This is a genomic window from Streptomyces sp. NPDC107559, from assembly GCF_055657365.1.
In genome coordinates, this window is sequence record NZ_JBVKBD010000001.1 from 1288878 (window position 1) to 1301185 (window position 12308).

Here is a 12308-nt window from a genome sequence, read left to right on the forward strand (position 1 = left end):
CCGGAAACACGACGACGGCGGCGCCCGGAAAGAACGCCGCCGTCGGCCTACGACCACCCCGCAACACCGGGACACCCCCGGCGCAGGAAACCCCTACGGTCAGAAGACCGGCGTGCCCTCACGGGTCAGCTTCCAGTCCACCGACGCGAAGTCCTTCGGGTCCAGCACACCCTTCGCCGTCACCCACTCCGCGATCCGCGTCCGGATCTCCGTCGACTCCGACCACAGCTCCGGCGCCGACGCCACGTACGGGAACGCACCGCCGCCATTGGCACGGTAGTTGTTCACCGCCAGCACGAACTGCTGCGCGTCGTCCAGCGCCGCACCGTTGTACGTCAGGTTCTTGATCCGCGAACCCGCGGGCTGCGCGATGTCGATGTCGTACACCAGACCCGACACATAGTCGTAGTTGTAGTCCGGCCGGCCGTTCGCGTTCGTCAGCGTCTCCGTGTCGACCACCGCACCCACCGCCGTCTGCACGAAGTACTCCGCCGAGTACTCCAGGTACGCCCGCACCTGCGCACCCGTCAGCAACTTCGCGACCAGCGTGTTGTCGTACACGTACAGGCTCGACAGACCCCGGATCGTCACATCCCCGGCCGGGATCTCCGACGTCCGCGAGAACGGCGACGCCTGCGCTATCACCGGCAGCGACGCGTACGACGTACCCGCCAGCGCCGCCTTCACCACGTCCTCCTGGACCTTGGTGATCAGATCGATGATCGGGGCGTCCTTGTACCGTGCGTCCACCGTCGTCAGCGTCTCGGTCGCCGTGCCGACCACCTGGTTGACGTACGTGACCACCTTCGCGTGCTCGTCGGCCAGCAGCTTCGTGATCTTCGGATCGTCCGCGACCGTGCTCGAGTTCAGCAGCGACGCCGCCACCGACTCGACCTCCCACCGGCCCTTCGCGAACACCAGCTCGATGTCGAACAGCGTCAGCCGCTCGGCGAAGCACAGCGGCTCCGACAGCACGACCGTACGGCCCGTCGCCTCGTTGACGACCTTCAGCTCCGGGATCTCCAGATGCGCGTGCCCGACCAGGATCGCGTCGATACCCGGCACCTGCCTGGCCACATTGGCGGCCGCGTTCTCCACGTACGGCAGCTGGTCACCGTACGACGACGTACCCGAAGCACCCGAGTGCGCCGAGACGACCACCACGTCCGCACCCATCGACTTCAGCTTCGGCACCCACTTCGCCGCCTGCTCCTCAAGACCGGGGAACGCCAACTTCCCCTGCACATACGCCTTGTCCCAGATCGCGATACCCGGGTTCGTCAGACCCAGCACCGCCACCTTCACCGGCCGAGCACCCGGAACGTGGAACTCCTTGATGAAGTAGGGCGGGAACGCCGGCTTCAGCGTCTTCGCGTCCACCGCGTTCGCACCGAGCAGCGGGAAGTGCAGCTGGCTCTCGAACTTCCGCAGCGTCTCGATGCCGTAGTTGAACTCGTGGTTGCCCAGCGCCGCCGCGTCGTACCCGATCGCGTTCATCGCCTGCGCCATCGGGTGCACCGGACCGCCCTTGGCGGTGATCGGGTCGACCTTCGCGTAGTAGTACGTCAGCGGCGTGCCCTGGATGGTGTCACCCGCGTCCAGCAGCAGCGTGTTGCAGTGCCCGCGCTCCTTGCGGATCTGGTTCACCAGGGTCGAGATGCGCGCCAGGCCCATCGAGTTGCCCTTGGCGTCGGAGTACTCCCCGTCCTTGAAGTAGTCCCAGTTGAACACGTGCCCGTGCAGATCGGTCGTGCCCATCACGGTCAACGCGTACCGCTTCGGCTGCTTGACCGGCTTCCCGGCCGGCTTCTTCGCCGACGCCGACTCCGCGGCCTGCGCCGCCGGAGCCGCCGCCGCGCCCCCGATCGCCACCCCCGCCCCGGTCACGGCGGACTTCTTCAGAAACTTCCGACGGTCCAACGGCATGTCTGGTTCTCCTCCAAGAACGGACAACAACGCGCGTAGATTCTGACGCGCGTAGATTCTGGTCCCTCCATGCCGGACCGCAACAGGTCCAACAGGTTGCGATCCGGTGACCTGAGCCATGACTTCCGACCCCGAAATCGGCCAACCGGTGACAGAGTTGGGCGTATGACCAACCCCCAGGACCCCACCACCCCCACCGACCCGGACACCCCACCACCCGCCGTCCCCTACGGCACACCCGACGCCCCACGCATCGCCGTCCGCGGCGAAGCCCACCTCGAAGTCGACCCCGAGATCGCCCGCATCACCGTCACCGTCGGCGCACGCGGCAAGGACCGACGCACCGCACTCGACGACCTCACCCGCCGCAACACAGCCGTCCTCGACCTCGTCAAGACCTACGGCAACGCCGTCGAACGCCTGGAGACCGGCGCCTTCTCCATCACCCCCGAACTCACCAGACACGGCCGCGGCGAACGCGTCCGCACCTACCACGGCGCCGTCCGCACCACCGCCGAACTCACCGACTTCACCGCCCTCGGCGAACTCGTCAGCCGCCTGGCCGACCACGACCTCACCAGCGTCGACGGCCCCTGGTGGACCCTGCGCCCCGACTCACCCGCCCACCGCGACGTACGCCAGAAAGCCGTACGCGAAGCCGTCCAACGCGCCCGCGAGTACGCCGAAGCCCTCGGCACCACACTCCACGCCCTCGTCGAACTCGCCGACATCGGCGCCGAGAACACCCCGCCGACCCACCCCCAGCACCCCGGCCGCATGCGCTCCATGTCCTACGCCGGCGCCACCGAGGAGACCACCGCCGCACCCCTCGACCTCGAACCCCAGCGCCAGCGCCTGCACGCCTCCCTCAACGCCCGTTTCACCATCCGGCCACCCCGGCTCTGAGCCGATCACATGCTCATCGGAGCACACCGCCGCCCATTCAACAGTCGTCAAGAACCTTTCACGCAAGCGTTGTTGAGTAGACATGCAGCACCAAATCCCCTACCGACCGGTAAGCCCTAGGGTCGAACCATGCGCCGAGCAAAAATCGTCTGCACCCTCGGGCCCGCCACCGACTCGTACGACCAGATCAAAGCCCTGGTCGACGCAGGAATGGACGTCGCCCGCTTCAACCTCAGCCACGGCGGACACGCCGAACACGAGGAGCGATACCAGCGCGTACGCAGGGCCTCCGACGAGACCGGACGCAGCGTCGGCCTCCTCGCCGACCTTCAGGGCCCGAAGATCCGCCTCGGCCGGTTCACCGAAGGCCCCGTACTCCTTGAACGCGGCGACACCTTCACCATCACCGTCGAGGACGGCGCCCAAGGAGACCGCAACAGCTGCGGAACCACCTACCAGGGCCTCGCCGACGACGTCACCACCGGCGAACGCATCCTCGTCGACGACGGCAAGGTATGCCTCGAAGTCACCTCCGTCGACGGCCCCCGCGTCCACACCACCGTCATCGAAGGCGGCCTCGTCTCCGACCACAAGGGCCTCAACCTCCCCGGCGTCGCCGTCTCCGTCCCCGCCCTCTCCAAGAAGGACGAGGCCGACCTGCGCTGGGCCCTGCACAACGGCTTCGACGTCGTCGCCCTCTCCTTCGTCCGCAGCGGCAAGGACATCCTGGACGTCCACCGCATCATGGACGAGGAAGGCCGCCGCCTCCCCGTCATCGCCAAGGTGGAAAAGCCCCAGGCCGTCGACAACATCGACGACATCGTCGCCGCCTTCGACGGCATCATGGTCGCCCGCGGCGACCTCGGCGTGGAAATGCCCCTGGAACAGGTCCCGATCGTCCAGAAGCGCGCCATCAAACTCGCCAAGCGCAACGCCAAACCGGTCATCGTCGCCACCCAGATGCTCGACTCCATGATCGAGAACTCCCGACCCACCCGCGCGGAAGCCAGCGACGTCGCCAACGCCGTCATCGACGGCACGGACGCCGTGATGCTCTCCGGCGAGACGAGCGTCGGCAAATACCCCATCGAGACCGTCCGCACCATGGCGAAGATCGTCGAAGCCGCCGAGGAGGACATCCTCGCCAAGGGCCTCCCGCCGCTGACCGACAGCAACAAACCCCGCACCCAGGGCGGCGCGGTCGCCCGCGCGGCCGCCGAGATCGGCGACTTCCTCGGCGCGAGGTTCCTGGTCGCCTTCACCCAGTCCGGCGACACCGTCCGCCGCCTCTCCCGCTACCGCTCCCCGATCCCCCTCCTCGCCTTCACCCCGGAACCCGCCACCCGCTCCCAGCTGAACCTCACCTGGGGCGTCGAGACCTTCCTCGGCCCCCGCGTCGACTCCACGGACGCGATGGTCGCCCAGGTCGACGAACTCCTGCTGCGCTACGGCCGCTGCCAGAAGGGCGACATCGTGGTCATCACCGCAGGCTCCCCGCCCGGCGTCTCCGGCTCGACGAACCTGGTAAGGGTCCACCGCGTGGGCGAGGACGACAGCCCCAAGTAGGCAGCGCGGCTCAGTACTTCGGACCCACGTGGGCGTCCATGAGGGCTACGGAGGCTTTGCGGGCTACGGAGATGTTGTAGGGGTTTCCGCCCCGTGTGCAGTGCGTCCACTCGATGCCCAGCCTGTCGAGGGTGTGGGTGTAGAGCTGCCGGATGTCGTCGGAGACGTTGGTGAAGAAGTAGCGCGGGTATTCGTAGCGCCTACGCTCCCCGGCGACCATGCGGGTGGTCCAGTTGGTGATGCGGCAGCCGTCGGAGTGGATGAGCCCGCGGATGAACTCCCAGGGGCGGGCGTCGACGATCTCCTGCTGCCAGGCTTCGAGGACGATGCGCCGCTCATGCTTCTTGCCGGGGCCGTGCTGGGGGAACAGGCAAGGCCAGTGCTTGCTGAAACTGGTGACGGCAACACACCCCTGCTTCTTGGCCCGGCACACGCTGTTCTGCGGGTGGACCTCACGCATCGCCGCTTCACAGGCATCGATGATTCCGGGCCATGCGTTGTCACAGACGATCCGCAGGGTGTACACGCCTCTTCGGCCTGCGCTGATACATCCATCGCCGAGATAGAAGCCGAGGAGATAGGCGTACGCTGCCGGGTTCCGAGGCACACCTGGCAGCCCCTGACATCGAGGGCACTCGTGGCCGGCGCGCCGCGGCTCCAAACGCGTATGCCACGAGCGGATCGCGGCCCGGGAGATCCCGGTCTCCTTGCTGACGGAGTTCAGACTGCGCCCCTGAGCCACCAGGGCAAGTGTTCGCTCCCGGGTGCTGATGTCGTACATGCGGCCACTTTGCGTGGAGGGCGATGGCGCCACGCAGCAAAAAGCGGATGTTCACGAGAAGGTGAACATCCGCTTTCTAGGTGAACCTTGGAAACGAAGGAAAAGTGCCCCGGGTGGGATTCGAACCCACGCTGTCGGTGGTTTGAGCACCGTGTCTCTTCCGCTGGACTACCGGGGCTTCCTGTAAAACAAAGGTCAGCGGTCACCCGCCGTGCCCCTACCTTACCGTAGCTAGGTAGGCTCTTGGGAGCAGCATTTGCCCTGAACAAGGAGCCCCCGTGACCGCCCCCGAGTCGCCCCAGCCCGTAGACGCGCCCGACGGCGAACAGTCGCACGTGCCTCCGCTGACGACCCGTGTCGTCATCGCCGAGGACGAGGCCCTGATCCGGCTCGACCTCAAAGAGATGCTGGAGGAGGAGGGCTACTCCGTCGTCGGTGAGGCGGGTGACGGCGAGCGGGCCGTCGAGCTCGCCCGCGAGCACCAGCCGGACCTGGTCATTCTCGATGTGAAGATGCCCAAGCTGGACGGTATCTCCGCCGCGGAGAAGATCGCCGAGGAGCGCATCGCGCCCGTGCTGATGCTGACCGCCTTCTCGCAGCGCGACCTCGTGGAGCGGGCCCGGGACGCCGGTGCGATGGCGTATCTGGTGAAGCCGTTCAGCAAGAGCGATGTCGTGCCGGCGATCGAGATGGCCGTGTCGCGTTTCACGGAGCTGAAGGAGCTGGAGCGGGAGGTCGCCGACCTCTCCCAGCGGCTGGAGACGCGCAAGCTGGTGGACCGGGCGAAGTCGGTGCTCCAGACCGAGTACGGGCTGAACGAGCCGGCCGCGTTCCGCTGGATCCAGAAGACGTCGATGGACCGGCGGATGTCGATGCAGCAGGTCGCCGAGGCCGTCATCGCGGACGCCGAGGAGAAGAAGGCCGCGAAGGGCTGAGTTCCACCGCCGGATGTACGACGAGGCCCGCGCTCCCTGGGACCAGGGAGCGCGGGCCTCGTCGTGCGGGGTGGACCGGGGCTCAGTCCTCGCCCAGGTACGCCTTGCGGACCGACTCGTCGTGCAGCAGGTCGCGGCCGGTGCCGGAGAGGACGATGTTGCCGACCTCCATGACGTGGCCGTGGTCGGCGAGCGAGAGGGCCGCCTGGGCGTTCTGCTCGATGAGCAGGATGGTCATGCCCTGGGACTTCAGCTCCGCGATGGTCGCCATGATCTTCTGCATCATGATCGGCGAGAGACCCATGGAGGGCTCGTCGAGCATCAGCAGCTTGGGCTGGGACATGAGCGCGCGGCCCATGGCCAGCATCTGCTGCTCACCGCCGGAGAGGGTGCCTGCGGCCTGCTTGCGACGTTCGCCCAGGATGGGGAAGAGGTCGTAGGCGCGCTGGATGTCCTTCTCGATGCCGGGCTTGTCGCTGCGCAGGAACGCGCCGAGGCGCAGGTTGTCCTCGATGGTCATGCGCGGGAAGATGTGCCGCCCCTCGGGGGAGTGGGCGAGTCCCAGCGAGACGACCTGGTGGGCGGGGATCTTCTTCAGCGACTTGCCGTTGAACTTGATCTGGCCGCCGACCGGCTTGAGCAGGCCGGAGAGGGTGCGCAGGGTGGTCGTCTTGCCGGCGCCGTTGGTGCCGATGAGGGTGACGACCTCGCCGGCCTCGACCTTGAACGAGATGCCCTTGACGGCTTCGATCTTGCCGTAGGCGACCCGGAGGTCCTCGACTTCGAGCAGTGCGGTCATCGGTCGTTCTCCTTGCCGGGCGCGGTGTCCGCCTGGGTGTCGGCGTCCGCGGCGGTTTCTGCGTCCTCTGCGTCCGTCGTGGTGTCGGCGGGTGCGTCGGTGGCTTCGGCGTCCTCGTCCTCGGCCGCGGTGGTCTCGGCCTCGGTGTCGTCCGCCGTGACCTCGGGGGTCTCGACCGCGGGGGTCTCCGCCTCGGCCTCGGCCGCTGCGACCTCGGCGGCCTCGTCCGCGCCGGGGGCGCCCTCGAAGGGCTCTCCGAGGTAGGCGGCGACGACGCGCTCGTCGCCCTGCACGGTCGCGCTGTCGCCCTCGACGAGCTTCTCGCCCTGGACGAGGACGGCGACGCGGTCGCAGAGGTTGAAGATGAAGCGCATGTCGTGCTCGATGACGAGGATGGCGATGCCCATGTCGCGGATCGCGAAGACCAGTTCCTCGGTGGCGCGGGTCTCCTGCGGGTTCATGCCGGCGGTGGGCTCGTCGAGCAGGAGCAGGCCCGGGTCGCTGGCGAGGGCGCGGGCGATCTCCAGCTTGCGCTGCTCGCCGTAGGGGAGGTTGCGGGCCAGGTGCTCGGCCTTGTCGGCGAGGCCGACGAACTCCAGGAGTTCCATGGCGCGGGCGCGGGAGGCGGCTTCGGCCTTGTGGAATCCGGGCAGGCGCAGGACGGCCGACCAGAAACCTTCCTTCGTGCGGGTGTGGCGGCCGACCAGCACGTTCTCCAGGACCGTCATGTTGGCGAAGAGACGGATGTTCTGGAAGGTGCGTGCCACGCCGGCGGCGGTGACCTTGAAGGACTTGGGCGGCAGGACCGTGCCCTTGTAGCGGACCTCGCCCTCGGTGGGGATGTAGAGGCCGGTGAGGCAGTTGAAGAAGGTGGTCTTGCCGGCGCCGTTGGGGCCGATGAGGCCGACGATCTCGCCGCTGTTGACGGTGAGGTCGACGTTGCGCACGGCGGTGAGGCCGCCGAAGCGCATGGTGACGCCGCGGGCGTCGAGGACGGGCTCTCCGGTGGCGGGGGCGCCGGGGGTGGTGTCCTGGGTGGTGGTGTCGGTGGTCATGGTGGTCAGGCCCCTGCCTTGGTGAGGACGGTGGGCGCTTCCGCGTCTTCGTGGAACTCGAGCTGGCGGCGTCGGTTGGGGATGAGGCCCTCAGGACGGAAGCGCATCAGCAGGATGAGTGCGATGCCGAAGGCGAAGAGCTGGTAGTCGCCGAGGAACTGGAGCTTGTTGGGGATGAGGAAGAGCAGCGAGGCACCGATGAGGGGGCCGCCGATGGTGCCCATGCCGCCGAGGACGACCGCGGCGAGCAGGAAGGCGGAGTTGGGCGGGATGGGGCCGGCGAACAGGTACTGCTCGGGGGTCACGGTGTAGGTGACGTGGGCCTGGACGGTGCCGGCGAGGCCGGCGAGGGAGGCGCCAACGGCGAACGCGATGAGCTTGACGCGGAAGCCGTTGATGCCCATGGCGAGGGCTGCGGTCTCGTCCTCGCGGATGGCGACCCAGGCGCGGCCGATGCGGGAGTTGCCGCTGCGTCGGAAGACGAGCACGACGACGGCGGTGATGATCAGCATCAGGAAGAAGTAGTTGGCGAAGCGTCCGATGGGGAAGCCGGCGATGTCGTGGACGGCGCCGAAGTCGAACCCGAGGATGTCGAGGTTCGGGATGGACGAGATGCCGTTGGAGCCGTTGGTGACGTCGGGGCCGGAGGTGCCGTCGAGGTTGTTGGCGGTGATCCGGAAGATCTCTCCGAAGCCGAGGGTCACGATGGCGAGGTAGTCGCCGCGCAGTCGCAGGGTCGGGGCGCCGATGAGGACGCCGAAGACGAGCGAGGCTCCGGCGCCGACGAGGGCGGCGGCCCAGAACGGGAAGTGCACGTGGAACGGCGAGCTGGGGGAGCCGGAGACCATGGCCGCGGCGTAGGCGCCGACGCCGAGGAAGGCGACGTAACCGAGGTCGAGGAGGCCGGCGAGGCCGACGACGATGTTCAGGCCGAGGGCGACGGTGGCGAAGATGAGGATGTAGACGCCGAGGGTCGCGTACTGGTCGTCGGTCTGGGTGAAGGGGAACGCGGCGGCGGCGATGAAGGCGCCGCAGACGGTGATGTTCTGGTGGCGGGCGGTGATCTGCGACGCCTGGGCGATCAGGCCGGACTTGTGGAGGGCGGCGAAGCCGAAGCCGGCGGTGATCAGGAAGCCGATGAACAGTTCGTCGTACTCGGTGCCGATGCCGTAGGTGAAGACGACGAGGGCGAGGGCGAGGACGGCGACGATGATCAGGATCTCGACGTACGAGGGGAGCGTGCCGACGGGGCGGGGCTTGCCGCCGGCGAAGGCGGCCTTGACCGTGGTCCACCGGTGGGAGGCCTGGTGCTTGACGTGCTCCCAGGAGGTGTCGTCGGGGTCGATCGGGTCGGCCTCGGGGTGCTCGAAGGGCAGGGCCAGGGCGCCGAGGAAGGCGGCGAGGCTGCCGAGGGCGACGAGGTAGCCGCCGGGTTCGAGGTTGACGACGCCGCCGAGGTTGGTGCTGATCGCGATGACCGTGTACCAGGCGGTGGCGAAGGTGGCGAGGGCGGCGTACTTGAGGGCGCCGTCGGCGCCGGCGGGGACGAGCCAGCGCAGGCCCTTGATGCCGTAGGAGGCGAGGGCGAAGAGGGTGGTGAGGGCGCCGCCGATGAGGACGAGGACCTGGAGGCCGCCGGGGTAGCCGTAGACGGTGAGGTCGCCGGGGAAGGCGGAGGTCCAGGTCCAGGCGAGGAACGTGGAGATGACGGTGAGGATGCCGCCGCCGGTCGCCAGCGCGCGGCCGATCTGCGGCGGGATGCCGATGAGGCCGGACGGCGTGGTGGCCGGGGTGCTGGTCTCGGGTGCGGTGGTCTGTGTGGTCATCGGTGTCACGCCCTGTCGGCGACGCGCTCGCCGAGCAGGCCCTGGGGCCGGAACAGCAGCACGAGGATGAGGAGTACGAAGGCCCAGACGTCGGCCCAGGCGTTGCTGCCGAACTTGTCCATGCCGGGGATGTCGGCGATGTACGCGGTGGCGAGGGTCTCGGCGACGCCGAGGACGAGGCCGCCGATCATGGCTCCGTAGATGTTGCCGATGCCGCCGAGGACGGCTGCGGTGAACGCCTTCAGGCCGAGCAGGAAGCCCATCTTGAAGTCGATCTGGCCGTACTTGAGGCCGTAGGCGACGGCTCCGACGGCGGCGAAGGTGGCGCCGAGGGCGAAGGCGATCACGATGATGCGGTCGGTGTTGACGCCCATCAGCTTCGCGGTGTCGGGGTCCTGGGCGGTGGCCTGCATGCCGCGTCCGGTGCGGGTCTTCATCACGAAGTAGCCGAGGATGGCCATGCTGATGGGGGCCGCGATCAGCAGGAAGATGTCACCGGTCTGGATGGTGACGTTGCCGATCTTGAAGGGGCCGCCGTCGATCTGGGGGAAGACGATGGCCGACTTGGCGTCGGGGTACCAGGCCCAGACGGCCTGCTGCAGGGCGAGCGAGAGGCCGATGGCGGTGATGAGCGGGGCGAGGCGTGGTGCGTTGCGGAGGGGGCGGTAGGCGAACCGTTCCGCGCCGACGGCGATGGTGACGGAGACCAGGACGGCGCCGACCAGCATCAGTGGCAGGGCGATCATCATGGATGTGCCGTCGGGCAGTATGTACAGGTAGACCGTGAGAGCGCCGAACGCTCCGGTCATGAAGATCTCGCCGTGGGCGAAGTTGATGAGCTGGACAATGCCATAGACCATTGTGTAGCCGATGGCGACCAGGCCGTACATGGATCCCAGTAGCAGGCCGTTGACCAGCTGCTGCGGCAGTTCGTTCACCGCATGTCCTCCGAGACGGTTCGGATGTTTCGACGGGTGGGGCCGGATGTGAGTCCGCGCGGGGCGCCAGTGGAACAGCGCCCCGCGCGGCTCAGGAGTGCGAGGTGGGTCAGCCGGTGTAGGTACCGGAGTTGACGGCCTTCCACGCGCCGTTCTCGACGGCGTAGACGGTGAGCTGCTTGTTGGTGGCGTCGCCGAACTCGTCGAAGGAGACCTTGCCGGTCACACCGTCGAACGAGACGTTCTGGGTGGCGGCGGTGATCTTCGCGCGGGCGTCGTCGGGCAGCTTGCCGCCGTTGTCGTCGACGACCTTCTTGACGGCCTCGATGATCGCCCAGGCGGAGTCGTAGGAGTAGCCGCCGTAGGCGCCGTACTCCTCCTTGTAGCCGCCGGCCTTGTAGTTGGCGACGAACTCCTTGGCGGAGTCGAGGGTCTCGACCGGGGCGCCGACGGAGGTGGCGAGGTCGCCGGTGGCGGAGGCGCCGCCGAGCTTGAGGAAGTCGTCGGCGTAGATGCCGTCGCCGCCGACCAGCGGGATCTTGGCGCCGGCGGACTTGATCTGCTTGCTGAGCGGGCCGGCCTGCGGGTACTCGCCGCCGTAGTAGACGACGTCGGCGCCGGAGTTCTTGACCTGGGTGGCGACCGCGGAGAAGTCCTTGGTGTCGGGGTTGATGTGCTGGGTGCCGACGACCTTGCCGCCGAGCTTCTTGAACTCGTCGGTGAAGGTACCGGCGAGGCCGGCGCCGTAGGTCTTCTTGTCGTCGATGACGAAGACGTTCTTCTTCTTCGCGGTGTTGAAGACGTACTGGGCGGCGAACGGGCCCTGGATGGCGTCCGTGGTCGCGGTGCGGAAGTACGACTTGTAGGTGCGGGCCTTGCTGGTCGCCCAGTTGGTGCCCTGGGTGAGCGCGGGGTTGGTGTTGGCCGGGGAGACCTCGACGAGCTTGGCGTCGTCGAAGACCTTCTGCATGGCCTCGGCCACGGAGGAGTTCAGCGGGCCGACCACGCCGACGACGCTCTTGTCGGCGACCAGGGCGGCGGCGTTCTGCTGGCCGGACGAGGGCTGCGCCTGGTCGTCCTTGGCGACGATCTTGAAGGTGACGCCGTCGACGTACTTCTTCTTGTTGGCCGTCTTGGCGGCGAGGTCGACGGAGTTCTTGATGCCGAGGCCCAGCGCGGACAGGTCGCCGGTGAGCGGGGCGTCCACGCCGATGGTGACGACGGTGCCGCCGCTGTCGGAGCTCTTGTCGCCGCTGTCACGCGAACCGCAGGCGGTGAGGGTGAGTGCTCCCGCGGACAGCGCGGCGGTGATGGCGATGAGCGAACGTTGACGCACGTTCTTGTCCTTTCCCTGGGCGGCCCTCCCCCCTGGAAGCGGCCGAGTCGAGCGCTGGCCGGAGTGAGTTTCCGGCCGCGGTGACTGGCCGTGACTCTAAGCGCGCGGAGGGAATGTCGAGGAGGGTCTGACGAAGGCTGTGACGCTCTTGTTATGACACGGGGTAATGCAGAGCGGTGCCGAGCGGGGGGAACAGTGGAATTCAGGCCGATTCGCCCTGTCCGCATAGTGAGAACCTGC

General features: G+C 67.9%; 10 protein-coding genes and 1 tRNA gene. 3 read left to right on the forward strand and 8 right to left on the reverse strand.

Features of this window, described 5'->3' with window-relative positions; genetic code table 11:
- Nucleotides 1-99: 99 nt before the first annotated feature.
- Nucleotides 100-1926, reverse strand: a complete 1827-nt coding sequence (locus ACZ7OY_RS05520) for a bifunctional metallophosphatase/5'-nucleotidase (RefSeq protein ID WP_471910150.1) — start codon at nt 1924-1926, stop codon at nt 100-102.
- Between the two features lie 165 nt (nt 1927-2091).
- Between ACZ7OY_RS05520 and ACZ7OY_RS05525 the strand changes: the two genes are divergently transcribed.
- Together ACZ7OY_RS05525 and pyk are read left to right on the forward strand one after the other, a co-directional pair.
- Nucleotides 2092-2832 (forward strand): SIMPL domain-containing protein, encoded by a 741-nt coding sequence (locus ACZ7OY_RS05525; RefSeq protein ID WP_471910151.1) that lies wholly within the window; start codon nt 2092-2094, stop codon nt 2830-2832.
- 129 nt (nt 2833-2961) lie between these two features.
- Nucleotides 2962-4398 carry a pyruvate kinase gene (gene pyk / locus ACZ7OY_RS05530; protein ID WP_471910152.1) on the forward strand — a complete coding sequence of 479 codons (1437 nt, stop codon included), beginning with the start codon at nt 2962-2964 and terminating at the stop codon, nt 4396-4398.
- A gap of 10 nt (nt 4399-4408) precedes the next feature.
- On the opposite strand, the gene ACZ7OY_RS05535 is transcribed toward pyk, so the two are convergent.
- A complete protein-coding gene (locus tag ACZ7OY_RS05535; RefSeq protein WP_471910153.1) occupies nt 4409-5179 on the reverse strand; it encodes a transcriptional regulator in 771 nt (256 codons plus the stop codon).
- 105 nt (nt 5180-5284) lie between these two features.
- A tRNA-Leu gene (locus ACZ7OY_RS05540) sits at nt 5285-5357 on the reverse strand.
- A gap of 100 nt (nt 5358-5457) precedes the next feature.
- Between ACZ7OY_RS05540 and ACZ7OY_RS05545 the strand changes: the two genes are divergently transcribed.
- Nucleotides 5458-6114: an ANTAR domain-containing response regulator gene (locus ACZ7OY_RS05545; protein WP_469385264.1), complete on the forward strand. Its 657-nt coding sequence runs from the start codon at nt 5458-5460 to the stop codon at nt 6112-6114.
- An 82-nt stretch (nt 6115-6196) separates the two neighbouring features.
- Here ACZ7OY_RS05545 and ACZ7OY_RS05550 read toward each other — a convergent pair whose 3' ends face one another.
- The 5 genes from ACZ7OY_RS05550 to ACZ7OY_RS05570 form a co-directional block, all read right to left on the reverse strand.
- The gene (locus ACZ7OY_RS05550) at nt 6197-6913 is read right to left on the reverse strand and encodes an ABC transporter ATP-binding protein (RefSeq protein WP_351603047.1); all 717 of its coding nucleotides are present in this window, start codon (nt 6911-6913) and stop codon (nt 6197-6199) included.
- The gene (locus ACZ7OY_RS05555; RefSeq protein ID WP_471910154.1) at nt 6910-7968 is read right to left on the reverse strand and encodes an ABC transporter ATP-binding protein; all 1059 of its coding nucleotides are present in this window, start codon (nt 7966-7968) and stop codon (nt 6910-6912) included. Before ACZ7OY_RS05555 ends, ACZ7OY_RS05550 begins: the two co-directional genes overlap by 4 nt.
- 5 nt (nt 7969-7973) lie before the next feature.
- A complete protein-coding gene (locus tag ACZ7OY_RS05560; protein ID WP_471910155.1) occupies nt 7974-9794 on the reverse strand; it encodes a branched-chain amino acid ABC transporter permease in 1821 nt (606 codons plus the stop codon).
- Nucleotides 9795-9799: 5 nt separating this feature from the next.
- A complete protein-coding gene (locus ACZ7OY_RS05565) occupies nt 9800-10732 on the reverse strand; it encodes a branched-chain amino acid ABC transporter permease (RefSeq protein ID WP_351603041.1) in 933 nt (310 codons plus the stop codon).
- Between the two features lie 109 nt (nt 10733-10841).
- Nucleotides 10842-12068 carry a branched-chain amino acid ABC transporter substrate-binding protein gene (locus tag ACZ7OY_RS05570; RefSeq protein WP_471910156.1) on the reverse strand — a complete coding sequence of 409 codons (1227 nt, stop codon included), beginning with the start codon at nt 12066-12068 and terminating at the stop codon, nt 10842-10844.
- Nucleotides 12069-12308 lie beyond the last annotated feature (240 nt).